Annotated in this window: 19 protein-coding genes; 1 reads left to right on the top strand and 18 read right to left on the bottom strand. The window is 42.7% G+C overall.

The annotated features are described in order from the left end of the window. Nucleotides 1-698 precede the first annotated feature (698 nt). Nucleotides 699-1,967, bottom strand: a complete 1,269-nt coding sequence (locus ACO0K2_RS02010) for an MFS transporter (RefSeq protein ID WP_423015217.1) — start codon at nt 1,965-1,967, stop codon at nt 699-701. A 316-nt stretch (nt 1,968-2,283) separates the two neighbouring features. Here ACO0K2_RS02010 and ACO0K2_RS02005 point away from each other — a divergent pair, with 316 nt between their 5' ends. Next, nucleotides 2,284-2,988, top strand: a complete 705-nt coding sequence (locus ACO0K2_RS02005; RefSeq protein WP_423015215.1) for a transglutaminase-like cysteine peptidase — start codon at nt 2,284-2,286, stop codon at nt 2,986-2,988. Nucleotides 2,989-3,067: 79 nt separating this feature from the next. Here ACO0K2_RS02005 and ACO0K2_RS02000 read toward each other — a convergent pair whose 3' ends face one another. The 17 genes from ACO0K2_RS02000 to ACO0K2_RS01920 all read right to left on the bottom strand — a co-directional run bounded on the left by ACO0K2_RS02000 (nt 3,068) and on the right by ACO0K2_RS01920 (nt 25,644). After that, on the bottom strand, nt 3,068-4,258 hold the full coding sequence (locus tag ACO0K2_RS02000) for a glycosyltransferase family 4 protein (protein ID WP_423015213.1): 1,191 nt from the start codon (nt 4,256-4,258) through the stop codon (nt 3,068-3,070). A gap of 13 nt (nt 4,259-4,271) precedes the next feature. Beyond that, nucleotides 4,272-5,408 (bottom strand): non-hydrolyzing UDP-N-acetylglucosamine 2-epimerase, encoded by a 1,137-nt coding sequence (gene wecB / locus ACO0K2_RS01995; RefSeq protein WP_423015211.1) that lies wholly within the window; start codon nt 5,406-5,408, stop codon nt 4,272-4,274. Between the two features lies 1 nt (nt 5,409). Next, nucleotides 5,410-6,522, bottom strand: a complete 1,113-nt coding sequence (gene wbjC / locus ACO0K2_RS01990) for a UDP-2-acetamido-2,6-beta-L-arabino-hexul-4-ose reductase (RefSeq protein ID WP_423015209.1) — start codon at nt 6,520-6,522, stop codon at nt 5,410-5,412. Further along, nucleotides 6,523-7,551 (bottom strand): polysaccharide biosynthesis protein, encoded by a 1,029-nt coding sequence (locus ACO0K2_RS01985; RefSeq protein WP_423015207.1) that lies wholly within the window; start codon nt 7,549-7,551, stop codon nt 6,523-6,525. Between the two features lie 528 nt (nt 7,552-8,079). After that, nucleotides 8,080-9,285: a hypothetical protein gene (locus ACO0K2_RS01980; RefSeq protein WP_423015205.1), complete on the bottom strand. Its 1,206-nt coding sequence runs from the start codon at nt 9,283-9,285 to the stop codon at nt 8,080-8,082. Next, nucleotides 9,282-10,412 carry a glycosyltransferase gene (locus ACO0K2_RS01975; RefSeq protein WP_423015203.1) on the bottom strand — a complete coding sequence of 377 codons (1,131 nt, stop codon included), beginning with the start codon at nt 10,410-10,412 and terminating at the stop codon, nt 9,282-9,284. The genes ACO0K2_RS01980 and ACO0K2_RS01975 overlap by 4 nt, the downstream gene beginning before the upstream one ends. A gap of 16 nt (nt 10,413-10,428) precedes the next feature. Continuing rightward, the gene (locus ACO0K2_RS01970) at nt 10,429-11,394 is read right to left on the bottom strand and encodes a hypothetical protein (protein ID WP_423015201.1); all 966 of its coding nucleotides are present in this window, start codon (nt 11,392-11,394) and stop codon (nt 10,429-10,431) included. Between the two features lie 460 nt (nt 11,395-11,854). Then, nucleotides 11,855-13,588, bottom strand: a complete 1,734-nt coding sequence (locus tag ACO0K2_RS01965) for a hypothetical protein (RefSeq protein WP_423015199.1) — start codon at nt 13,586-13,588, stop codon at nt 11,855-11,857. Nucleotides 13,589-13,733: 145 nt separating this feature from the next. After that, entirely contained in the window at nt 13,734-14,918 is a 1,185-nt protein-coding gene (locus ACO0K2_RS01960) for a glycosyltransferase family 4 protein (RefSeq protein WP_423015197.1), read from the bottom strand. 69 nt (nt 14,919-14,987) lie between these two features. After that, nucleotides 14,988-15,608: a hypothetical protein gene (locus tag ACO0K2_RS01955; protein ID WP_423015195.1), complete on the bottom strand. Its 621-nt coding sequence runs from the start codon at nt 15,606-15,608 to the stop codon at nt 14,988-14,990. A gap of 2 nt (nt 15,609-15,610) precedes the next feature. Continuing rightward, a complete protein-coding gene (locus ACO0K2_RS01950) occupies nt 15,611-16,333 on the bottom strand; it encodes a tyrosine-protein phosphatase (protein ID WP_423015193.1) in 723 nt (240 codons plus the stop codon). Nucleotides 16,334-16,336: 3 nt separating this feature from the next. Next, nucleotides 16,337-18,589: a GumC family protein gene (locus ACO0K2_RS01945; RefSeq protein WP_423015191.1), complete on the bottom strand. Its 2,253-nt coding sequence runs from the start codon at nt 18,587-18,589 to the stop codon at nt 16,337-16,339. Between the two features lie 98 nt (nt 18,590-18,687). Beyond that, nucleotides 18,688-19,233 (bottom strand): polysaccharide biosynthesis/export family protein, encoded by a 546-nt coding sequence (locus ACO0K2_RS01940; RefSeq protein WP_423015189.1) that lies wholly within the window; start codon nt 19,231-19,233, stop codon nt 18,688-18,690. Nucleotides 19,234-19,359: 126 nt separating this feature from the next. After that, nucleotides 19,360-20,754, bottom strand: a complete 1,395-nt coding sequence (locus tag ACO0K2_RS01935; protein WP_423015187.1) for an outer membrane beta-barrel protein — start codon at nt 20,752-20,754, stop codon at nt 19,360-19,362. Between the two features lie 49 nt (nt 20,755-20,803). Beyond that, nucleotides 20,804-21,856 carry an MraY family glycosyltransferase gene (locus tag ACO0K2_RS01930; RefSeq protein WP_423015185.1) on the bottom strand — a complete coding sequence of 351 codons (1,053 nt, stop codon included), beginning with the start codon at nt 21,854-21,856 and terminating at the stop codon, nt 20,804-20,806. Between the two features lie 15 nt (nt 21,857-21,871). Further along, entirely contained in the window at nt 21,872-23,893 is a 2,022-nt protein-coding gene (locus tag ACO0K2_RS01925; protein WP_423015183.1) for a bifunctional diguanylate cyclase/phosphodiesterase, read from the bottom strand. A 242-nt stretch (nt 23,894-24,135) separates the two neighbouring features. Further along, nucleotides 24,136-25,644 (bottom strand): O-antigen ligase family protein, encoded by a 1,509-nt coding sequence (locus ACO0K2_RS01920; protein WP_423015181.1) that lies wholly within the window; start codon nt 25,642-25,644, stop codon nt 24,136-24,138. Nucleotides 25,645-25,701: the final 57 nt, after the last annotated feature.

Raw genomic sequence — 25,701 nt, 5'->3', positions numbered from 1 at the left:
TATCGTCGTTCCCGCGTAGGCGGGAATGACCGGGGTTGAGAGCTATTAAATTTCGTCGTTCCCGCGCACGCGGGAACCCAGTGGTGCGTCAGCACCTTCACCGGAATACACGTAGCAATCCCGCCACTTCATTCTAAGAAGGTGTTGCGGAGGATAGTCGTATTGACGGATGCACATAGGCGTTCCACGCCACTGGATTCCCGCTTTCGCGGGAATGACGGGGTTGTATTGTCGGTCTCGGGTAAACGGGAATGACGAGGTTGTATCATCGATCTCTGGTAAACGGAAATGACGAAGTTACGTAACAGTCAAATTTCGTCGTTCCCGCGCACGCGGGAACCCAGTGGTGCGCCAGCACCTTCACCGGAATACACGTAGCAATCCCGCCACTTCATTCTAAGAAGGTGTTGCGGAGGATAGTCGTATTGACGGATGCACATAGGCGTTCCACGCCACTGGATTCCCGCTTTCGCGGGAATGACGGGGTTGTATTGTCGGTCTCGGGTAAACGGGAATGACGAGGTTGTATCATCGATCTCTGGTAAACGGAAATGACGAAGTTACGTAACAGTCAAATTTCGTCGTTCCCGCGCACGCGGGAACCCAGTGGTGCGTCAGCACCCAGCCCATCCTAAAAACAAAAAAGGCGACCCACGAGTCGCCCTTCTATTCAACGAAGAGATAAATACAAGCTCCCCCTAAGTCTGCGCCGCTTGCCCCCCGCCAGCACGGTTCAGATACATCAACCCCAACGCAACCGAAAAGAACACAACCGTCGCCCCCAGCATCGACCAATGAATCCCAATCCTGCTACCAATCAACCCCACAAATATCCCGCTAAATAAACGCAAGCCCGCCGACGACATTCCGAACAGACCCAGCACTTTTCCGCGAATCGCATCCGGTGCCTTCATTTGTACAATGGTCTGATTCATACTGCTAAACGACAACTCACAAAACCCCGCGGCAAACAAACACACCAGCGCCACATGATAGTTGCGCGTCATTGCGAAACTACCCAATGCCACCGCCCACGCCATCGCAAAGCCCATTGCGGCGACGGGTGTTACCCGTGTGAATCGGAAACCCGCTTCCAGCGTTACCCCAGCAAACAAAGCACCGGCCGCATCTGCCGCCAATAACATTGAATACGCCAACCCCGGAGAAATCCCACCCAAGTCCGACGCAAAGCCAGGCATCTGCGCCTGATAGCTATTCCCCACAAAAAACGATGCCGCACCGGACAATAAAATCATCACACCCAAGGTCGGAATTTTTTTCACGGTAAGAATCGTCTGCCAGATATCCGTCAACCCACTCACCCGCCGCGCCGCCGATTGCTCTAGGCGTTTTGTACGATGTGGCGTTGGTGCATTCATCAACCAAATCAACAGCGGCAAATACAAAGCCGCGTTCAAGAAGATCCCTTTAGATGGCCCCAGCGTCGACATAATCAAGCTACCGACCCCAGGCCCCACCAACACCCCAAAATAACGCGCTGTCGCGTTTAAACGGACCGCACTCGCGAGTTTCTCAACCCCCACGATGTCATACAGCAAGACCTGGCTCGATGTCATCCAAAACACCCCAGCAAACCCATGCAACACCAGCAACGTCATCGCCCACGGAATCGTCAGCGTATCCGTGACAAAGAAATACCCCCACCCCAGCGACACCAAGGCAAACAAACTCCCGCCGATTTGAATTAAGCGACGAGAATCAAACCGATCATTCAACGCCCCCACTCCCACAGAAAACAATAAAAACGGCAACCAATGCGAAATCACCGCAAAGCCACCCAACGTGGGCGACTGAAACTTCTGAAAGGCGACCCAGTAGCTAATAACGTGCTCAACGTTATCTGCCATCATCGTCAAGACGAACGTTGCAACAAAGATCGGGAAACTCGGAATTTTTAAGGCTTCAAATGCTTGGTGTTTCACTGCCGGCGGCGTGTTTTGAGACATGGTCGAGGAAAGATAAAATAAGAGTAGGTAAAATTATAAATTTGATTCCGTCTCCACGGACAATCAATTCACGGCAGTTCTGCCAGGTAACGCCTTACTCGCCAGCAAAAACACCCTCCATAACAACGAATACCACTGTAGCGATGATTTTTTTGCAAATTTATTCTACACTCGGTATCGCAGCAGCCGATCAGTAAAAAAACGAATAAATGCCCTTAGTCAACAGCGTTCCATCCATGTATGATGCGTGTTGCGACGTATTCGCATCGCACTATGCACCCTGTTTATATACTGTAGCCCGAGTGAAGTTCCACCCATGGTCGTTTCAAAGAAAATACGCCTCGTTGTCGTCACGCTGGTACTGAGCTGCCTGGTGGTTCCACCTGCCATGTCCGGACTCGTCGACTTCACGACCGGCTTATATGCCTGGGCGACAAAACGCTTCGGTAACGCCGCCGTCGGCCACTTACAAGTCATGCAGGTCACCGTGCGTCAGATGAAATCTACCGCCGGCCCCAACTTCACTGCCAATTTATTGAAGTCCAAAGACATCCGGCTCGAAACACCCTTCCTGCAAAAAACCAATGATTTTTACAATCAGATTCCGTACTTCTCGGATATGGAACACTGGGGCGTGGAAGACTATTGGGCCACCCCCGTAGAGCTGGTCGCCTCCTTGGGCGGCGATTGCGAAGACTACGCCATCGCGAAATACATGACCTTAAAAGAACTCGGCGTCCCCGTCGACCGCCTGCGCATTACCTACGTCCGCGCCATCAACATCGGCGAAACCCACATGGTCCTCGCCTACTACCCCACCCCCGACGCCGACCCGTGGATTCTCGACAACCTCATCCCCGAAATCAAACGCGGCTCCGCCCGCACCGACCTCGTCCCAGTCTACAGTTTTAATGACGACGACCTGTGGCTACCCAACGGCACCACCCGAAAAGGCGGCGCAACCACGGTGCGTTTGTGGAAGGATGTGATTGAGAAGATGGATCGGGAGAGTAAGTTGTGAAGGATGTCTTTTCAGTTCAAAGTCAATTAATTCGAAGAAACAAAATCACTCCGGCGAAAATAACATTGATAAAATCAACTTAGATTGTCAATGCGTCGACAATTTGTCGAACAATTGTCTTAGTTGAAAACAAATCATCCGATATTTTTTTGCAACGCACAGCAATCTCATCGTATTGATGTAACTCGTTCGCCAACTCGAGAAAAGTTTTTTTGAGAGCAACAAGTGAGTGGTTCGTGCAAACTCGCCCTAAATTGTTGTCATTGACCATCTGCTCTAAATCATTGCCGGGGTTGATCAGTGCTAATACGGGTAACCCGGCCTGCATATAAGTTAAAAATTTTCCTGGAATGTTGTGTGTTTTGTGGCGCGGATCGAGAGCAACAATACCCACATGACATTGCGCAAATAAGCTTGGAATTTCAGTGGGATCAATCTCGTCGAAAAACAAGACATTCTCAAGATTATGTTTAATTGCATAATCTCGTAATTGTTTGACGTCAGAGCCGCGTCCAACAAATAAGAAACCGAATTCCGGACGATTTTGCAACTCTTTTGCCAATTCTAAAATGATGCCCAAACCTTGTGCAACACCCATATTACCAGCATAGACGAAAATGGTGCGTCCTGATAATCTCGTTTCGCTAACCTGAATAGTGCAACCAATTTCATAGGCTGGCGATAGCCAATTTTGCAACAATTCGATTTTGCTCTTTTTAGGATTTATTTCGCCGGAAAAATACGGTATGTTCGCGGGAGTCTGTACACCAATAATATCTGCCACGCTGTATTGATATCGTTCAATTAATTTGAAAAATCGGTAAGGTAACCCTCGCCCCATCAATCCCATATCAACTGCCCATTCCGGGAAAATATCCCGAATGATGAGATAACTTTTGCAGCCACTCGCTTTTCTTAATGCATTCGCAATTGGCCCTAAAAAAATACTTGGTGCATACCAGACGACGCCGTCCCACTTCGCATCAGCGTATGGACTCTTGCGTAAGTTCTTGAGCATGTAAAAAGGCATCAAAAACTCATTGATAGTACGCCGAACATAATTGATATCTTTGGTCTTGGGTGCACGTAACCTCAACACTTGTACACCCTGCAATTCATCTAGGGTCCAAGGTGTTGTTATTTCGGAAGACCGGATCATCACCACCATCTGGTGACCTTGACGCGCAAACTCGATAGACAAATCACGCAACTGTACCGCCCCAGAAGTCCTCAATGGGGGAAATACGTCTGCAATCAAAGCAATGCGCATACTAACCTATGAATTAATATTTTTTCCAAACGACTCGATTTACATAGTCCGTGTAGCTATGAATAATGCGAACCACCTTATCGGATACATTTGGCATACTGTAATCAGCCACAAGCCGTAAGCTACGATCTTCTCCGCTCAACTGGCTTTGCAAAATAGCGAGACCTTGTTTGACACGATCTACTTCCAAGCCAACCATCATTACGGCCGCTTCTTCCATACCCTCTGGGCGTTCATGTGCTTCACGCAAATTTAACGCAGGGAAGTTCAAGATTGACGATTCTTCGTTAATTGTCCCGCTGTCAGACAATACAGCACGTGCTGATTTCTGTAACTTTACATAGTCATGGAATCCCAACGGCTTCATCAGTCGAACCAGTGGATGAAACGTTGTTCCCGTCGCATCGATACGCTTTTGTGTGCGTGGATGTGTGGAAACGATGACCGGTAACCCATACTCCTGCGCGACTGCGTTTAAGATCTCGCATAGCTTGGTAAAACTTTGGAGAGATTCAATATTTTCTTCGCGATGTGCACTCACAACAAAAAATTTACCAGTCTCCAACCCAAAGTCATTCAACACAGTTGATGCATCAATTTGTGGCAAATAATGGGTTAAGACTTCAAACATAGGGCTACCAGTTTTAATTACTAAATCTGGTGGCAAGCCTTCGCGCAGCAAGTAATCGCGGGCGATAGTGCTATATGTCAAGTTGATATCGGCTGTATGATCAACGATACGACGATTCGTTTCTTCTGGAACGCGCTGATCAAAACAACGATTGCCGGCCTCCATATGGAAAATTGGAATCTTTCGACGCTTAGCAGGGATCACCGATAAACAGCTATTAGTATCGCCCAGCACCAACATCGCTTCAGGCTTAACTTCTTCCAGCACTTGATCAACGGCGATGATCAAGTTACCGATAGTATGCGCAGCCCCCGAGCTGCCCTCAGCACTATTTAAAAAGAAATCGGGCTTACGGATACCCAGATTCTCAAAAAAAATCTGATTCAGTTCGTAATCATAATTCTGACCAGTATGTACCAGAATATGTTCACAATGCTGGTCTAACTTTGCCAATACGCGCGATAGGCGAATAATTTCAGGACGAGTTCCAACGACGGATACAACTTTCAATTTTTTCATATTAAACCTTATGACTAACGGTATCTGGCGCCTGTCGATCAAAAATCTCGTTTGCCCACAGCATCACGATCATTTCGACATCACCGATATTTGTGATGTCATGCGACCAACCAGGTACGGTCTCAACCACCTCTGGGTGACTACCATCAGTTAATTTTTCGAAATACTCGCCCGTTACAATGTGGCGGAATCCAAAGCGTGCTTTACCCTGTATCACTAAAAATTTTTCATTTTTAGAATGATGATAGTGACCACCACGCGTGATACCTGGGAACGCCGTAAAGAATGAGAACTGACCACTGTCTTTCGTTTTTAACATTTCAACGAAGCGACCACGCGGGTCAGCATGAGTGACCAATGGATAAGAAAATTCAGAAGGCTTTAAAAAGCTTAAATAAGTTGAATACAACGCGCGGATCAAGCCCGTACCAACACTTTCGGTGACAAGTGATTGACGGCTGTTCTTGAAGGCCTGAATCTGGTCTGCGAGTTCGCCGACGGTTATGGAATAGACAGGCTGAATCTGCGGCGTCAAAACTCGATGACCTTCGGTCAACGTATCGTCGATCTTCTTCAGAAAATCAGCAACAACATCATCAACATATACCAGTGATACTAATGCGTTCCTGTCATTAATCTGGATCGGTAAATCATTCGCGATATTATGGCAAAAGGTTGCAACAGCAGAGTTGTAGTTAGGGCGGCTCCATTTACCAAAGACATTCGGTAACCTATAAATATAAACCGGTGAACCCGTATCTGCTGCATAAGTCTCTAAAACCTGCTCTGCATTCCGCTTTGAAATCCCATAGGGATTATCTAAATCTGCCTGAATTGACGATGTGTACAAAACTGGAATGCGTCTTCCACTTTGCTTCATAAGCGTACAAAGACGCTCCGTCAGACCCGCATTACCTTCAGCAAATTCGCCAATTTCTTTAGGACGATTCACACCTGCCAAATGAAAAACAAAGTCAGATTTTTCGATATGGTCAGCCAGATCTGCCTCATCCATATCGCGTGTAAATCGAATCGCCTCTATGCCTTTTTCGTTCAGGTGCACCAATAAATTTTTGGCGATAAAACCGTTAGCACCGGTCACTAAAACACGCATTTAAGCCTCCGGTGGGATATATTCACCGCGCGTCAGCGCCTGAACAAACGGTAATTTCAACAGTAATTTCTTCATCGACTCAACGTCAAGTCGGGTAGTATTGTGCGAGTTGTAATCTACTGCCGCAGAAATCTTTTGTTCACCTTGCTCAACAAACTTTCCATAATTCAGATCACGCAAATCAGGTGGAACACGGAAATAGTCACCCAAGTCGGCAGCTGCAGCCATCTCTTCACGACTCAACAAGGCTTCAAACAACTTCTCACCATGGCGCGTACCAATAATGTCAATCTGATGATCAGGCAAATTCATCAACTGTACTAGGGCTTGCGCGAGAACACGAATTGTTGCGGCGGGCGCTTTTTGCACGAAAATGTCACCAGGCGTACCGTGCTCAAATGCGAATAAAACGAGATCTACTGCGTCATCCAACGTCATCATGAATCGCGTCATCTCAGGATCGGTAATCGTGATTGGCTTACCGGCACGAACCTGCTCTACAAACAGTGGAATCACCGAACCGCGCGACGCCATAACGTTACCGTAACGTGTGGCGCAAATTACTGTTTTTTCTGATCCACGTGATTTAGCGACAACTACTTTTTCCATCATCGCTTTTGAAATGCCCATCGCGTTGATAGGATAGACGGCTTTATCAGTACTCAGACAAATGACGCGCTGGACACCAGAGGACACAGCGGCTTCGAGGACGTTCTCTGTACCGAGCACATTAGTTTTGACTGCTTCGAGAGGATAGAATTCACAGGAAGGAACTTGCTTTAGTGCAGCTGCGTGGTAGATGTAATCAACACCACGAACCGCATTGAGAACGGACTGATAATCGCGAACATCTCCAATATAAAACTTGAGCTTTGGATTGTTGTACTTCTTACGCATGTCGTCTTGCTTTTTTTCATCACGACTGAAGATGCGTATTTCTTTCAAATCGGAGTCTAAAAACCGACGTAGAACTGCGTTACCAAATGAACCCGTACCACCCGTGATCAGCAGCGTCTTATTAGAAAACATGAATTCCTCTTAACCATCTGATTATTAATGTATAACTTTTCCCTAGGAAATTGAATGTCAGCTTTTTGGGTTTTATCTCGAAAGGCAGCTTCTACCGCGACGCTCTACAATCATTTTTTACGGCAAGCAGTCACAACAAACGTTCTCTTATTTAATTAGTTCACTTTTATTAATTTTAAAACCGACTTCAAGCTCAAACTCAAAATGTTACAAAATCTTAGAAATTGTAAATCTTCTTTACTTTAACACAAATCAAAAAACTTAGCTAAATATTAATGATATAAACAGAAAATTTGAAGAAAAAAATATGTCATTTTGAAACAAAAACAGTTAAAAATTACTAAAAAGGAAGCATTTCCGCTCTTTTATTTTCTTTTTGCAATATTTTCCATAAAGAAAGATTATTCTGCACGAATTAAACGCCTCAAGAATTCTGGTACACCAACAGCATTTTTTTTTGATTATTAACCAAAAATTATTTGAGTTTTTTAACAGACTTGTGAAATTTAAGGTAAGGATACTAAACAGTTAAATTAACGCTTTCTTCCGATTATTTAAGTAAGTAAAGAGAATTAAAAGCAACATAAAGCCACATTGCAAAAAATAAAAATTCGGGATCTGGGTATGAAAGACGAATAACGTCGAAAATGAAACTAGTTTTAAAAAACTAATTACTGCAAAAAGATTCAGAATCAACGTTGTTTGACTGGTCATATAAAACGAAAGCTGACAGAAACGAGTGATTGCGGCTAAAAAACCTGACAGTGCTAAAAGAAAAGACAATTTACTATCAAATGAATTGGAACCAATTGCGTAACGATAAAGGTATGGTGATACGAGATAGACAGATAAAAATATCAATCCAAGAAATAAGACAACATATAAAAGGTGGTCACTTAGTTTCTGCTTAACCAATTTAACAGAGATCACGTTCATGGCAGCATCAAAAAATCCCTTAATCAAATCATACACTTTTCTATTCAGCATATATGAGGCAACGTCACTTCCCTTTATGCCTGCTTTTGAAAACACAACGGCATCAAATGCGAAGATCGATAAATAAGAAAAATTCATAAGTGCGTTAGTTGTTGCTCCTTCAAACTGCAATGAAAAAATCATTTTCAATTTCACAGATTTTGACAAAATAAAGAGCTGCAAAAAATTTATAACGAGCGCTCGTAAAAGCACTGCGTAAGCAATTGCGTATATACCGTAATGTCTAAAATAAAATACAAGAATTAAAAAAATTAAATTACCTGTAATCGAAATAAACGCTATCGAATTAAACTTTAGTAATACTCGAAGGGCAGCAGTTTCTGAATAAGCCCAAAGAGTAAATGCAGTCGATAATGCCAATAAAAAATACGGGAAAAACTGGGTAAAATTTTCAGGCTGACGAATGAAAAAGAAAACTGGTAATTGCACTACAAATGCAAAGACTGAGACGATAAATAAAGTGCCTCGAAGTTTATGAAAATTATGCTCAAAAACAACTGCAGAGCTTTCGACATTATTTTTAATAAAGTTTTGAGAAAATCCAATATCTAAAAGTAAAAACAATAAGCTAAATTCAAAGATCGAAAACCAATTTTGAAAATCGCTAGTAGTTAAAATTTTCCAATAAATTGGATACAAAATTACATTAATTAGCAATGAAACACAAATAGACAACATTGTGAAGAAAATACCAACTACATAAGTATTATTCAATGCTTTTCCCAAAATCGATCTCATAAAGACTCTATTATTTTGTCAACATGTTGACTCCACATATGTGTATTTTGAACATATGCTCGTCTATCCAAAATGAGATCAAAGTTGGATGCAGTTATATCATCCAAACATTTTAGGTTCGAAAAATCTGCTTCCAGCATAATGCAATATTTTTTTAAATCATTAGGAAAGCTATTGAAATTATTGCAAACAATGTGTGAATCGCTTGCTAATGCCTCCCAAAATTTTGACGGAAAAAAATATTTTGTTTCAAGTCCCAAATCGTACCTAAGTATCAGGGTGAACATAGACTTAGAAATGAAATCTTGAACCTCTGTATGAGGAGCAAAGCCATGAAAGAAAATATTTTGATATTTCCCAGCAAAATCCGATACGAACTCTTTTAAAGAGCCTTTTCCGAAAATATGCAGTTCAGTCTGAATATGCTGTTTAGCCCACTGCTCTATAAGCAAATGCACACCATTATGTGGCTCCAAGGCGCCAGCAAACACAACCCGCTTGAATTTCGAATTACCAAAATTCGCATACGGAAAATGATCAATAATATTTTTAGTGATCCCTCCCTGCACAACGAAAGAAGGTACTCTGATATCGAAATCCGAAATAATATGTTTACTAATTGGGACTACTAAATTGTAATAAGAAAGCCAATTCAATGATTTTCTATCCAGATACCTTTGTATCGATTGCAATCCGTTCCCAACAGGTAATACATCCTGAACCAGTAACGCGATTTTTACTTTAGGATAAAATTTTTTGTATAGAAAAATGGAAAAATTTTGGAAAAAATAACTGTTATAAACAATTATTTTTTTTGGTGCAAATGTAAATAAGAATAAAAGCAAACTTAGGCTGTAAATAATATGCTTTAAGATTGGCAAGTTTAAAAAAGGCAAAAAATAAATGTTTCCTTTTTTTTGATATTTACTAAAAAAGGTACCGTTAGGAAAAACAGATAAAGGGTTCAGCGAAACAACCTGAACATCTGCATCAAGCTTTTCGTTCAATAATCGAATAATTTCCAGCTGAACCTGCGTCCCTGCCTCAGAATATGCCGAACCTGATAACTCCCTATCAACTGAAATTGCACCAACAAACAAGTTCGTATTTATTTTTTTTTCACTCATTTTACTTTTCAATCACTTAAATCGGCTTGAACGAAGGTGAGCTGATCTTAACTAATTCTTTACTCCGAATAACGGTAATCAACACGAATAAGAATCCAATCGCAGTCTCGCCTGATTGCATAAGTTGATTATTTGCTGATAAATAAAAAAAACACATCGTCAAGTAAGAATAAAGAATTAACGCATCTAAATCCTTAAACTTCAAAATTGAATTTTCACTGACGCGGAACACAAAACCAAGGAAGGCAAGAAGAAATCCAACCCCAAAATAAGTTAAATCAGAAGCCCACCACAAATAAAATGTAGACCAGTTAATAAAGCGATCCAGTCCCTTGCTCTCTAGCCTTGCAGGAAATGAATTGTCACTAATCTTGGTATCAAGGATACGATCGATTTGGCGAGAGAAAAAAGTAGAGTTCCCAACACCGTATGTCCACTTGAAATCCTCACTCAATGACATATCGAATAATCGGTATCCTTGAGTAAGGTACGAGGTCAGTGCGGAATATCCCATAAGGAAGAGACCATCGTCTAAATTATAGTCCGCGTAAGCGCCTAGGCGATGATCTACTCCCGAAACGGCTGCAGAGCCATATCTAGTTGACTGACCAACAGCAAAAAAATACAACGATCCACACAGAAGCGTCGCGACCAAACAAGAATATAAAACTATTTTTTTATAGCCGATTTTTACAAAGGAAAATTCTTTAAGCAAGAAGATAGCCACAGAAATTACAACGTAATCAAACAAGTACTTATTTGTACCCGTAGCAAAACCTAGCGCAATATTTAACAAGATAACGGCAAAGCCAAGAATTTTATCCTTACTCGAAAATTCCTTGTAAAAGTAAAGGAAGACTGAGAAAAAACCAAATAAATAAACGGCAAAGAACATCCTAATATATTCAAACAAACTTTGATTATTGTTCCGATATTCAAGAGATAAGGAGTATTGTTCTCCAATATTTTCGCCAAAATTCATGTTTCCGACTCGACTAACAAAAGCGAAAATCATGAATATCAAGGAAAAGAAAGTAGACAAGTGAATAAATTTATGGCGTTTGTTAGTGGACTTTATTTCGTCTGGATATTTATCTTTAAAAAAAATATCACGACCTAACCTAGCACCCAAAACCAGCATTACTATGTAGTACGCGATCCAAAAAAAAACTTCGAATCTTCGACCTACGTAATTAATTGGACCAAGGAAGTAAAGAACAATCGTCAGGCATTGAAATGCAACAATTAATGAAAGTAGCGGTGATTTGGTGCGCATCCTGTGCAGCCTTTTAAAAAATTAAACTCTCAAAAACAAAAGAATCAAATCTGAGATCAGTAATCGGAAATTTTGAGTAACTCTGCTAATAATGGTATCTAGTACAAATGACTAATCCTCACCTAGGTCGGATTTAAGAACTAAGTCATATATCTAAGATCGATACTTAAGTTGGTATATCTAGAGAATAAAAAGTAATTCCATCAAAACTCAAAGTATCTAAATCGTCTAAATTCGGAGTATGAAGCATAATTTTCCCTAATCCGGAAGCGGTATCGCGTGTAATTCTCAATACCGCCGGTGAAGGTTGGCCATTCGTTCGAATGACTATGGTAGATAAAAACATTTCTCCAACATCACCATTTTTTGCTGTTAATTCTTCCGGTAAAAACCCAGCTGGCAAAAATCCAATGACGCCGTCATTTGGCACTTTCTTGAGTTTCCTTAAATTTCCTCGCAGGAGGACTAAATTATCTCTTGTTTTATAAAAAGAGAATCCAACCATTTTTGGCGAAGTTGGAACCCAATTAGATGCTAACACACCCGATTTCCAGACACCCTTTGTACCAAGGCCTTGATCTTTAATCTCAATCACATTGGGGACTACAGGTGAAAATACCCCGCGAGTAAATTCTGTATTTAACGATGCGGAGTCTATATTTATGCCAGTCCCCCCCAGAGAAGGAAGCAAATAATTTCCACGAATGACGGTTTTAAAAGAAGATCGGATAGTAATAGCACTTGCACCTTTAGTCCCGTTCTGCGAGGTTCCAATACTATTATTTTCGACAACTGTCCCATTGCACTTAAATAAAAGCAAACCATTCGATCGAGAGGTGGGATCGGCCGGCTCAATTTTATTGCGTGAAATAACTGACACTCCAGACATAGCAACTGGATTTCCCGATTCAACTTCATCAAGATAGGATAAGGCCACGCTATAACCATCCTGTAAAGGAACTGTCTGTTCTATATTATTGTCTTCGATGACGATCCCGCGTGCGTGAGAGCCAACGATTGCGCCACCAAAACTAGTAATATTGTTCCTAATTATCTGCAATTTTGCCGCTGATCCCAATGCCCCGACTTCGTTAAGCAGATCAAAATGAATACCTATGTTTGGACCAGTAATTGCATTATCTGCGATCAGGTTTGAGTCGCCCAAGTTATCTAATTGAATACCACCGTAGATTTCGTTACCAACGATTTTACTTAGGAATAGCCCTCTACTACTTGCCTTATTCGGATTAGCAACCCAAATTCCAAATCCCGATTTAGCACGGAATAAACTATTGGTGATCGATAGTTTTTTTAATCCATGTTCCGAATCAAGATTAACTTTGATAATATTTCGCGCAGGTTTCCCAGCCTGCTCAAAAATCCACAAATTATCAATTTCTACGCCTTCGTCTGCAATTGTGTGCGGATTAACAGTGATCACATCAACATCATTTGGAACATTTGCATCTATCAAAAATTGGGAACCTCTTTGCCCTTTGATCGAGATTGTGTTTGCGATTGTTAGAAGGGTATTGCCTTTTTGCGCCTTTAGCAAATATGACCCAGCCGGTACAAACAAGGTCTTTCCAGCGGCAGCGTTAATTGCAGCCTGAATCTGAGGAGTGAAGTCTATTGAGGGATGTCCGGTAACCAGGTCTTTTTTCTGTATCTCCGTCAAAAAATCAAACAAGCTGATTTGTTGTTTCAGCTCGCGCTTTTCGCTGGACAACGAATCAGTCGACCTAATTTCAACGTTAGGGCTAGCGGATACAATCGTAGGTCGTGCGGTGTGATCGTATCTTTCTCCACTATTCGACGTAATTAGAGGAGCTGATGATAGTCCTTCTGCACTTGCGTCAAGTATGAATAGCAAGGCAAATAGAAGTATTATTTTCTTCATGCGGGAAATTTGAAAGTTAAATAGTAAATTATTTGCTAACCTACGGAGATCCCAAATGAACAAATCTCAATAAACAAAGTTATCAATGATCTACTGATACCTGAAGAAATAGAAAAATAGCAGTCAGATCTTTGGACATTAATTTCTACATTCGAGACCGAGAATTATTCGCCTTTGAAAATTCAAACAGAGCATTATTTTTTTCTATCGCAACTTCTCTTCCCGTCAATATCTGTGCTAGTTCTATAGCTTTCATTGCTAAAGTATCTTTTTCTTGAGTCGTATGCTTTGCAAACTTAAGTAACACTTCATTAAACAAGTCTGGACGATTCAATGGTAGAGCTGTACAAGCGCCATCTTTGTCTGTGGACCAAGGGGTTTGGTCACTAATTAATACTGGTGTTCCAGAAGCAAGAGACTCAATGATTACGTGACCAAAATTTTCGCCAAGAGTTGGGAAGAAAAATAAATCATGCTGGGAAAACAATGAGGAAATCTCCGAGTGATCTACGCTTCCTAAATAGTTGGCTACAACATTAGTAGGTAAGTTATCAATTTTTCTTTTGCACTCACTCCAATACTTCTCGTCTTCTATTGGGCCGTAGATATTCAAAATGAGAGAGATTTTCGTGTGCGATAAACAATCTAATAAAAAACTAAGATTTTTCTTTTTTGTAATTCTAGATACAAAAATAACTTTAAAATCGGAGGAAGACTTCCTGATATCACGCGAGACTTTTAATGAACCAATGTCTGGAGCGATAAAAATATTGTCCGCTTTAAATACGTGGGTCTTGGTTTTTGATAGAACATCCAAAATATCCTTGTGCTCAGCTTCAGTAGATGCTTGCCAAGTAATATTTTTTAGTAATCCACTAAATTTAATCAGGAATACATACGGCTTTTTTTTCCACGATTTCAATGAAATTGCACCTTTACTAAACTCACCCCTTGGTGCGATAACAACAGGCTTGGAATAACCATGAATCAGCCGAAAAATGACCAGCGGCAACATAGTGAAGCGAACATTAAAAAAACTCTGAAGGTACAACACATCAAACGAAGTCGACTTCAATAACTTGTAATATTCAACTATTCTCGCAAATAAGGTTATCTTTTCGTTCAAATAATAAATTTCGGAATCACCTGTTTTTGTCCATACGCCTCTCGTTATACCCTGATAAGGCTCACTATCCCCCAAATCGCGATCTGTGGTAACTACGGAAAATTCATGCCCAGGCAGACTTTTAGCCATGTTTTCGATTGTACGTACGGGACCACCAGACTTAAAACCTGGCAAATAACTATTTAAAAAAACAAGTATTTTCATTTTTTTGCTTTTGAGAAATCGCTTTCCGACTGTCGGTTTTCTACTTCAAGTTCGTTTGAAGTTAGAGGATCAGTCAGAGTTTGGGATAGATAGTCCTAAGTTACGAATTGCAGGGTCTTTCGCTTGCATAAGGACATTTCGCAATTCGTACTTTTGCTTCGTTGATAGACCTGACCATCGATTTTTGTATAAACTAATTAGTGGCATTTGCGTACTAGCGTCGAATGGTCCAAATGCTAAGGAATTATCAAAATAACTAGCAATTTCTTTATTCTCAATGCCTAGGTAAAAAGATGCAAGGGATAAGTTGGCCCAAGTGCGCCCAGTCATTGGTCTCATCCGTAATGATTGTTTATAGTTAGTTACAGCTTGAGAAAAATTTAATTGTGCTAAATTTGAAAAACCAATTGCAGAAGCTCCGCGTAGAGCGAACAGGTAAGCAATATTTTCGTAGTATTCAGATGCATCGGGTACAACCCGGCTCGCATCTGCAAAATCGCTTACAAGACGCTCCCAAGCCACAGGATCAGGTACTTTTCCAATTCTTTGAAAAGTACCTAGTTCAGAGCGGGACTTAAGTGTGACTGCATCAGTTATGCCGGCGAAGACACAGTAATTGGCGCTCTCTAGCATGCTGCCAAAGAGAACCAGCAAGACGAGAGCTGGAATTTTATTTTTAAAAACATTCACAGTTATTGCTCCAGACCGAGAATTCGCCCCGGTCTAGTTTCTACCATGCGTTTCGCCGTTCTACTTCCACAAATATCGACTAGACATTGATATCCTTGTGCTAGATCTGGTGGACGATGTTCTAGGTTATGCGCGTCCGTGGCAACAATCCAAGCCAGTTCTTCCTCTAACAATTTAGTAGCCACTTTTTTAGCAGGTTTTCCAAAGCTCCCAACCAGAGATCCTGCAGTTAATTGCAACCAACATCCCATGTCGACAAACGGCCTGATACGCTCAGGGTCGCCAAGTACCTGTTTATTTCGCTCGGGATGAGCAATTAACGGCCGTATCTTCATCCTTAACAATTTGGTAACAAACTGCTCGCTACCCACTGGAATCATATCGTGCGGGAACTCCAACAAAACGATTTTATAACCGTCAACAGTTCCCAAAAAAGGAATCTCATCTTGCTCAAAGAGATCCAAAGACTCTGGCGATATACGAACTTCGCCAGCCAAATACAACTTGATGGGAATTTGTTGCTGTTTAACCAGTTCTTGAAAACGCACGAAAGTATGTAACAACCGAGTTTTTGAGTTCGGATATCGACGTGGATGAATGTGTGGCGTTAATGCCGCGGCAGTAATTCCATTAGCGACAGCAGCGCGCACCAGCTGCAATGCTTCCACTGCCTCTACTGGGCCATCATCTACACCGGGCAAATAATGACAGTGCAAATCAATCATGGCTTAAGCTTTTTTCTCTTCTTTGCTACCGTAGTTATCACCATAACCGTATTTGTCATAGCCGTACTTACCGTAGCCTGAGTACTCACCGTAATATTTTTCTGCCTTTTTAAAGTCGAGGTGATTTAATACCACTCCAAGAATCTTGCCCTCGGCACGACGAATCCGCATTAGCCCTTTACGTGCCAACTGATATGGTGTGTCCAATGCTTTGACTACATAAACTACGCCTGAAGCCATTTTAGATAATACCAACGCGTCACTTACCAATTCGACAGGAGGGGAGTCAATGATGACTATTTCATAAATCTTAGACAACTCTGCAATAGTGTCTTTGAATCGTTGTGAAAGAATGATCTCCAACGGGTTGGGAACGTTCGTACCCGTTGTTATTACATGTAAATCACATCCCGGTAATGTTTTTACACATTCACTGAACGGTGCTGTTCCTGCGACTAAGTCCGATAAACCTAAAGAGTGCGGCTCAAAGTCCAGTCCCTTAGCAACTGCTGGACGACGCATATCAGCATCAATAAGTAAAGTTTTTTTCGTATGCGAATGAGCAACTGCGAGATTAATGGAAAACGTAGTCTTACCCTCACCTGGAACACTGGAAGTAATCAACAATATGCGATTTGAAAGATCTATCGATGACAGTAGGACTGCGGATCTGGCAGTACGTATAGACTCTGAGTATAGCGATTTTGGGTCTTCCAAAAACATATGCGCAGTAGATGAGCGATCAGCATCTTTCTTCGCCAATAGCGGCAAAGTGGTCAACAATGGTTGCTTCAGCTTGGCTTCCACGTCGGTTGTACTTTTTAACGTATTATCAAGCAAATCAATTAACAGTGACGCAGCAGCGGCGGCTAGCAAACCAAAGACGAATGCAACTGAGATAATTTGAATCTTTTGCGGCTTAACAGGTAAATTGGATGCTTTTGCTTGATCAACAACCCTGCCAACTGGGTTCTGTAAATCGCCAGACACGTTTGTTTCTTTCGCACGCTTCAAGAATAGGTCGTAAATTTGCTTATTGGAATCAACTTCGCGTTCTAATAAATTCAATTGGAACTCTTTACGATTAATCCCTTGGACAGAACCTTTCGCTTGATTTAGCGTCTGTGCAAGCATGTTCTCGGTGCCCTTTGCAACTTCATATTCACGAGTAACACTTTGAACAACTGTTTCAATTTGACGTTTAACATTTTCACGCGCAGTTTTGGCCTCTCCTTCAGCTTGAACATACTTTGGATGTTCGGCTCCGTAACGTTGTGCAATCTCAGATAATTTCCGATCAGCTTCAGCTTGCTGCTTCAGAGCTTCACCAACAACTATATTCTTAACTACTGCAGGCAACGACGACAAATCTGCACCTTTTGGAGCATTTTTTATCTGATTGTAGGCATTCTCAGCTTCAGCCCGACGCAAGCGCGTCTCAACTAACTTTTGAGTAACTTCTTCGATCTGCTTACCTGCACCACTTTGTGAGTCGCTTTTGATATCAACAATTCCTGCTTGATCTCGATAAGCCTGCAAAGCTTTTTCTGATGCATCTAACTTTTGACGTACGCCAACCATGCGCTCTTCAAGCCAATTACTTGCCCGTTGGGTCATCTGGAATCTGATGTCAAGATCAGAATCAATAAAAGTGTTTGCCATTGTATTAGCTATTTTTGCAGCTAACTCTTTATCAACTGATTCAAAATTTACTTTAACCAACAGGCTTAAGCGTATTGGCTCAATTGAAAGCTGCTTGGTAAACTTTGGCAGCACAGCTTTCGCTAGGGACTCTTCATCCCACTTCTTAGGAATGTCCTCTGTATATCCAATTACAATTAAGAATTTTTCGACGGCAGATTGCTCTTTTTTGCGTGGATCAAATTCTGGGATCTCCCACAATTTTAATTTGGTGATTGTTTTTAACGCTATATCAGGGGCTTTTAATATTTCGACTTGCGTTAAAAAAAAGTCACGATTTTCAGAAAAACCACCATAAACCTCATCTATTGAGACGACTTTGGATTTGGTCGAATCAATTAACAAAGTTACCGTCGAGCGGTAAACGGGTGTCATAAGAAAAGCAACAATTGCTGCCAATAACGCAACTGTTAAACTAAAGCCTAAAATTGCCCATTTTCTCTTGGAAATACTTTTCCAATATTCAACAAAGTCAACTTTTTCCTCAAGCTCATGAAGCTCTTTTGAGGCGTGTTGACTGGGGTTTAAATTGAGTGGTATCACTGTTGTATCCATCTTAGAATTGCTCGCACGCTTAAATTATGAAACTGGGAGGTCACTGGTTTCGGGGCGCAAAAGCCCCTTTCTCAGCAGTTGAAATCGGTTAGCAACAATCAGAAAAAACTCTCTTCGATAGTCAAAATGTCACCAGGTCCAACTTCTGTGTTCAAGTCAACTTTGACTGGCCGATGTGATGGATCACCCTCGCGAATCACATACATTTTAGAAGACGATGCTCGCTCTTTAAAACCACCGGCTAGGGATGCAGCTTTACGTACGGTCAATCCGGGTTGATACGGATAACCACCAGGTTTCTCAACCATGCCATTCACATAAAATGGCCGATACTCATCAATCTGAACTGATACACGAGGGTTAACCAGGTAACGCCCTTTGAGTCCATCAGTAATTAGACGTTCTAAATCGCCTACTGTCATCCCTAAAACTCTAAGCTCGCCCAAGACCGGGTAAGGTACAGTACCCGCATCAGTGAGGCGAATCTTCTCTTTACTTAAATCATCCTCGCCGAAAACCCGGATGTTAACAACATCGCCAGCACCGAGGCGATAAGAAGAATACGCTGTGTTACTAGAAAGCCCCGATTGACGCACCACTGGGTCAGACACCAGTTCATTTTGCGCAAAAGCAAGTGTCGACATCAAAAAGTACAAAGCACAAGACAGAAAGTAGCGTAGTTTCATATTCGATTTTTATTAACTAAATAAAGCTGGCAGTTCCAAATGGAGCGGCCAGCTTACGAGGATTAAAGCTGTTAGATTAGATAATTACAGCGTCGATTGCAGAGTGAACAGAACAACATTACGAGAAAATTCGTTACCCGATACAGTCGAACTACGGTTTGTATTGGTGATCTCTGCACCCAAACGTAACCAGCGACGCATGTCGTAAGATACGCCTAAACCTACGTTCTTGATATTATCCTGACGATTGCCGTTCACATAATCAGACTTCACATAGCCAAGGTCTACTTTAGAGGAGAACTGACTAGTCCAACGGTGCGTCCATAATAAATCGTAATTATTGTTCATAATATAGTTGCCGACACCAGTCGCATCTGATGGAAGCTTGGATACCATAGCATCAAACGTGCTATAAGTCAGCGGTAACCAACGTACTTTGCCCTCCCATGCTACACCTTTATATCCGTCGATACCTGCTTGATCAAAGCTCTTGTTCAAATAACCAATTTTAAAAATACCGGTTGTCGCTGCTGTTGCGTTCCAAGTCGCACCCACCATCAAACGACGGTCGCTATTGCTATTGACGGACGTTGACAAAGCATACGCTGATTTAATATCTTTTGCTTCAATCAGCAACGAAGTCTTTGGCGCTACGCGGTAAAAGAAGCGTGCAGAAACGGTAGAAATATCTACGTCAGAGCCAATTGTCGTTGTGCGGTTATTGGTATAGGTTTTTTTCAAATACGAAGCATCTGCCTCAACACGACCCATAGAATCTGTCGCGCCGTACGAGAAGATACCCGCGACAGTAGGTGCATGCCATTCATCTGGTGTCGTGGAAATTGTACGGTCAGTCGAACCACGTGGATCCGTGCTCACGATGTAGCCAGCATTCCAGCTCAGACGTGTGCGGCTATCAAAAATATCATCGCCTGCAATGCGGAAATCATGGTGGTTAAAGTTGTCGCTAGAGCTGTTTTGATAGCGTACATAGCTACCCAGGTAACTTGCCGTATAGCGATCACCGTGATTTTTAACTTCAGCAACAACTTCTGGCTCCAAGCCAAACAAAGAACTGGAGGTTGTGTTGTTAGCGGAGCCTAAGACGTTATTATTGCGACCTTCGGTTGCACGTGCATCCAGGTAGATGTACAAGCCGCCATACACAATTGGAGCACCGCGTGCTGGTGCAGTCATAGTACCTGCTGTGCCGTCACCGGCTTTGGCACCTGAGAGCTCATACCCAGGCGTAAATGCCGTTTGGGCTGCGCCTGTACCTGTGTTGAGCAAGTTACTTGTGCCCAAAGAATTGCTTGTTGCTGGCGTTAATGTTGTTTGATCCGTTGTTTGCTTTGGATCAGTCACCTCATTTTTTTGGCCTTCTGGCGCTTGCACGACTTGTGCGGAAGCAAGCTGACACACTAACAGCGTCGCTGAAAAGATGGCAGTTTTAGAGAACACGTTGCTGGACTTTTTCATGGAAACCTCTGAGAACTAAAAATTCAAAAAATACCTATATGCAACACGGTCAGGAACTCTTCCGTACATGACTAAATAGATTCTTCTTAATGTAACAATATAGGCCAAATAGACTGGCAAAAAACACCAACATCACCGCATCAGAAAAACGCAAATAAAACGTACAAGCCAAACCAATTAATGCAAATACGGTTGCAACTACAAACAAAATAAAAACGACATTGTGATCGGCCACACCAAGGTCAAGTAACACATGGTGAATATGTGTTCGGTCCGCTTTAAATGGACTCGCCTTCATCATCAATCGACGCGTCATCACGGCGACAGTATCAAAGAGCGGCACAGCCAAAAGCCACACCACAATGATGGGATTCATAATCCGTGACTGATCACCTGCCAATTTAATGGCGTACCATGCGATCACAAAACCAACAAACAAGGCACCAGCGTCACCCAAAAAAATAAGGGCTGTTGGTCGCTTTGGTAAGCGCAAATTCAAACTTAAAAAACCCGCGATGGCAGCGGATAATATCAACAAAATCACCGCATCGCTTGAACGACCACTCAACATGGACGCAGCCGCAAAAGAGAGTGTGGTAACGATAGACAAACTACCGCATAAACCGTCCACACCATCAATCAAGTTGAATGCGTTGATCACGCCCACCACAAAAAATACAGTAAAAGGAATCGCCAAACCTTCCAGCACTACATCACCCGTGCCGAACAAGTTACCCAGATTGCCTAACTTGTTGTGTCCCCACATAATCATCAGTAAGGCAGCAATGCCTTGGGCAATGAATTTGATCCGTGAACCAAATTCGTGCATATCATCCAACAAGCCAACCACAAACAGCAAAAACGATGCCACCCAAAATGCAGGCTGTTCAAGTGGCATATAGCCGAACAAAATCATTACCGCATAAAACCCTGCTACAACACCAATGCCACCGATCACAGGGGTGGGGGCTTTATGTTGCTTCCGCCCACAGGGCACATCTTCTAAAAAAAACTTAGCCGCATAAGGACGAATCGACATGATCGCCAATATCGATGTTAAATAAACAACGATCAGGGCGAATAAAAATTTTAAGCTCATCATAAAATAAAATAACCGTTACGCAGGTTGAGGGGTGCCAAGGAAATAGCCTTGACCGTACTCAACAGCATCCAACAATAACATTGTCTGCATTTCTTCGGACTCGACGTTTTGTGCAATCACTGGAATTTCAAGTGAATGCGCCAGCTTGATAATGGCTCGTACATGTTCATGGCCGCTTGGATTCTCAGCCATGCCTCGTACTAAACCACCGTCGAGTTTGATATAGTCTGGTGGTACGCGGCGCAAAAATTCCAGCGCATGCGGATCCAGTCCAAAATGATCAATACCGAAGCGCACACCAAAACTGCGCAACAGATTAACAAATTCTTGTGTCAGCTCGATGTCTTTGACACAGCTAAATTCACTCAGTTCAACAGACAATCGACGTGCAATCTCTTTCGATCCACGCAACTGCTCAGCCAACCACTCACGGAAACCACTACTTTCAATAGATTGCACTGAGACATTCACCGCAACATCTTTATAGTGGCTCACACGTGATGAGAGGTCTTCTAAGCTTTCGACAGACTGAACAGAAACGTCAATCGCCCCACCTTTAAAACGGTTCGCCTCAGAATCAAGCAAATCAAAGATCAACGTGATGATCGCTCTATCAATATCTTCCATCAATTGATGGCGTAAGGCCATCGGCATAAATTTAGCAGCTGGTACAAAGTTACCTTGCGTATCAATCAACCTAGAGAAAATCTCGTGCTGATAGAGAACACCAGAAGACAAGGCCAACACTGGCTGCGCCACTAACGCCCAACGGCTTTCGGCAAGCGCGTTTTGAATCAGCGTACGCCACCCCAACGATCCCTCAACAACACCAGCCTCTTCAATAAAGTTGATCGTCAGCGCATTATTACGACCTTGCTGACGCGCCGTCTCTAACGCCAAATCAACTTTGGCAAAAATATCCCCCCTCGATTGCGCTGGTGTGAACGCAATACTACCGATACTAAATGAGAGCGTCTTCCCAGGAACCTCGGCATCGAGATATGTGGACAGCGCCGCTTGCATTGCGCGCACATGAACTTCACTCTCACTTGCCGAATGATTGACAGAGACAAACGCAAATGCAGTACCGCCAATACGCCCTGCAATTCGGACATCCATATCAGCCATAGCACCGACAATGGCTGTCGCCCCCTTCAATACATTGTCACCACTTCGGTAGCCGTGCTCATTGTTGAATTCTTTCAATCCATCAAACTCAAGCACGACGATTGAAGCAGACGTAAAACTACCTTTATCCGCCAACAAATGATCAAACCGCAGATCAAAGCCCTGGCGGTTTTCTAAACCGGTCACCTTGTCAGTGTAGGCATCCTTACGATACGCATCCGCACGCTGCATCTCGGCATCAAGAATCTCAGAAATTTTGCCTGACATCGCGTTCATGGCGACAACAACGCGACGCAATTCACGTGCACCAGGCAACACCTCGATTTTGGTAAATCGTTTACCTTGAATATCGATCGCTGCATTCTCAATGGCTTGTAGCGGCGCAAGGATGATTCTTAAAAACAGAATCATTAACAGCCAAGCTAACAAACACATCGCGATCAGCCACCATGTTGTCTGCTTTACGGATGTCCACAGATATTGATAAGCAAACGTGGGCTGACTCACCACGACTAACTTACCTAATTGTTTCCAGCCAGAGGTGATAAAAACCTGACCAGGTGGCGTATCAAGGGAAAGTAATGAAGAAAACCAAACGGGGACATTCTCAATATTTTCGGGTAACTCTTTGTTGATTACTTGCTTACCATCGGGTGAGAGCAAGATAATCTGTCGGTAATAGCCTCGATCAAACATGGCGGCAATTTGAATCTCAGCCAAGGTCTGATCATTGGCAGCAAGCGGTTCTACGAGGGTGTGCGACAAACTACTGGCCGCATCCTGCGCGTGTGAAGACAACTGCTGCTGCAAGAAATCTTTAGTCGATAAGATGGAAAGCGTTTGCAGACCCGCAAACACCAACAAAAACAATATCGAGATTGCAATTAATAATTGCCGTCGTAAGGTCATGAAGACTCACCTAAAATTAAATAAACTTGAACGGGAGACTGAATTTTCCCATACAGCGCACGAAAACGTAAATTAAATAAATATTTAACAAAACTTAATGAAATAACTATTTATCTAATCAAATTTTTCCTAGTGGAAAATTATTTTACCGTCAAGCTTTTATAGCGTGATTATCCTACGAATTTGGTAAAAAATGTTACGAATATTATCTAATTCCTAAAATAATAGAAAAATTTACAACATTATTCATGATATTTTGGGGATGGTAGCTTCATCGCAATCCAAGCAAGCGACAAAATAATCACAAATGTGAGTGCATTCGCTGGAATTTGTAGATTAAAGTCAACGCTACTATGTATCGCCAACGCCACAATACTCATCGCCGTACCGAAGGCCGCGCCTCTGGCAATACTTAATTGGCGTACGCGCATCGCCCGCAAAGCTTGCCATAATGTCATTCCTGTTACCAAAAATAACAACCACGCGCTCATTCCTAGATCACACATCAGCTCAATGTAATCGTTATGTGCATGATCAAAGTATTCTGTGATCTCAGGAGGACGGTATCGATTAAAGCTGTTATAGAAGCTACCTGCGCCAGTGCCAAATGCTGGAAATTGCTTAATCATCGCTAATGAGTATTTCGCAGGCAAAGAACGCTGCTCGAAAGACTCTTCCTGCGGCGAAGGTGCCTCTGTCTGCGTTTGTGCCGCACTGCTCGTACTAGCTGCTACACCGTTGGTTGCGGCGATTCCATTGGTGTTTGCGTTTGCAGCGACGATTTCTGTACGGTTGAGTCGCGTCACCACTTTATCTAACCCCACCCAGGTGCCGATCACAAAAACATCGACAATGACCAAACTTAAAATCAAGGTTGCTGTCGCCGGCGCAGTGCGGCGAGAAAGAACAATCGTAATCACCCCCACAATTAACATCGCCGAGAAGAAGGCAGAGTTACCCATACGCGAGCGGGTCAGCACCAGTGCAATCACCATCACGACCAGCATTAAGCGAAGACGCATTTTGGGACTCATGACAAAAGTCAACGCAGCGACAACGCGCGCTTTCCAGCCACTATAACCCGGCCCACCACGCCCTAACTTTGCAATCATTAAGCCAATACCAACGGCAAGCGTCATTTCCATGTAACCGGCAAAGTGATTGCGGTTGACGAAGGTGCCGATGACGTTCTCGTGGATAATATCGACAAAAAATAAGCGGTAATGCGCACCAATCGAGAAGAGAAACACACCCACAATCGCTTGAAACAAGCCACTCCAGACCAAGACACTCATTAGCAGATCCAGACGCGCAGAATCACGTACCAACAAGAGGCACAAGAAAAACACCGTGATATATGACGTTGTCAGCCCTAGCATTAAGCGGCTTTGGTAGATATCCAATGAGAGGTGCATGTGTCCCTGCAAACCTGCCGTCACCTGCACGTTGTACGCCTCAGGAGACAGGACTTGAATCACCGCATCTGGCAACGGAACAACTTGCAGGACTGAAACCAAGAGAAACAAGAAGAAAACAACCAGCGGCGCACGAAATTGATCGAGGTGCGCCAGCATGTCATTCAAATGCTTGCGCCACACAATAAGCGTTGACGCAAATAACAGAGCCACGAGTGTCACTAAGATCGCAATCGCCCACGTACGGTTGCTAGCTAATGGCAGAGGAAGATAAACAATCAGTGCGAGTAATGCTCTGAATAACCAAGTATCGGATAACTGGTGGGTGTTTTTCATTAACAAACGATGATACGAAGTGGAAACGATGGGGAAGCAAAACCACGGCCATTCCAT

Source organism: Undibacterium sp. MH2W, assembly GCF_049340215.1.
GTDB lineage: Bacteria > Pseudomonadota > Gammaproteobacteria > Burkholderiales > Burkholderiaceae_D > Undibacterium.
Note: the sequence above shows the minus strand (reverse complement) of the source record. Positions and strands in the feature narration are given on the sequence as shown.

Excerpts from the sequence above, each read along its gene's own strand:
- ACO0K2_RS01945 (WP_423015191.1), bottom strand. The coding sequence starts at position 18,589 with ATGGATACAACAGTGATACCACTCAATTTAAACCCCAGTCAACACGCC.
- ACO0K2_RS02010 (WP_423015217.1), bottom strand. The coding sequence starts at position 1,967 with ATGTCTCAAAACACGCCGCCGGCAGTGAAACACCAAGCATTTGAAGCC.
- wbjC (WP_423015209.1), bottom strand. The coding sequence starts at position 6,522 with ATGCGTGTTTTAGTGACCGGTGCTAACGGTTTTATCGCCAAAAATTTA.
- ACO0K2_RS01975 (WP_423015203.1), bottom strand. The coding sequence starts at position 10,412 with ATGAGTGAAAAAAAAATAAATACGAACTTGTTTGTTGGTGCAATTTCA.
- ACO0K2_RS01940 (WP_423015189.1), bottom strand. The coding sequence starts at position 19,233 with ATGTCGACACTTGCTTTTGCGCAAAATGAACTGGTGTCTGACCCAGTG.
- ACO0K2_RS01920 (WP_423015181.1), bottom strand. The coding sequence starts at position 25,644 with ATGAAAAACACCCACCAGTTATCCGATACTTGGTTATTCAGAGCATTA.
- ACO0K2_RS01980 (WP_423015205.1), bottom strand. The coding sequence starts at position 9,285 with ATGAGATCGATTTTGGGAAAAGCATTGAATAATACTTATGTAGTTGGT.
- wecB (WP_423015211.1), bottom strand. The coding sequence starts at position 5,408 with ATGAAAAAATTGAAAGTTGTATCCGTCGTTGGAACTCGTCCTGAAATT.
- ACO0K2_RS01985 (WP_423015207.1), bottom strand. The coding sequence starts at position 7,551 with ATGTTTTCTAATAAGACGCTGCTGATCACGGGTGGTACGGGTTCATTT.
- ACO0K2_RS01930 (WP_423015185.1), bottom strand. The coding sequence starts at position 21,856 with ATGATGAGCTTAAAATTTTTATTCGCCCTGATCGTTGTTTATTTAACA.
- ACO0K2_RS01935 (WP_423015187.1), bottom strand. The coding sequence starts at position 20,754 with ATGAAAAAGTCCAGCAACGTGTTCTCTAAAACTGCCATCTTTTCAGCG.
- ACO0K2_RS01925 (WP_423015183.1), bottom strand. The coding sequence starts at position 23,893 with ATGACCTTACGACGGCAATTATTAATTGCAATCTCGATATTGTTTTTG.
- ACO0K2_RS01950 (WP_423015193.1), bottom strand. The coding sequence starts at position 16,333 with ATGATTGATTTGCACTGTCATTATTTGCCCGGTGTAGATGATGGCCCA.
- ACO0K2_RS02000 (WP_423015213.1), bottom strand. The coding sequence starts at position 4,258 with ATGCGCATTGCTTTGATTGCAGACGTATTTCCCCCATTGAGGACTTCT.
- ACO0K2_RS01970 (WP_423015201.1), bottom strand. The coding sequence starts at position 11,394 with ATGAATTTTGGCGAAAATATTGGAGAACAATACTCCTTATCTCTTGAA.
- ACO0K2_RS02005 (WP_423015215.1), top strand. The coding sequence starts at position 2,284 with ATGGTCGTTTCAAAGAAAATACGCCTCGTTGTCGTCACGCTGGTACTG.
- ACO0K2_RS01960 (WP_423015197.1), bottom strand. The coding sequence starts at position 14,918 with ATGAAAATACTTGTTTTTTTAAATAGTTATTTGCCAGGTTTTAAGTCT.
- ACO0K2_RS01965 (WP_423015199.1), bottom strand. The coding sequence starts at position 13,588 with ATGAAGAAAATAATACTTCTATTTGCCTTGCTATTCATACTTGACGCA.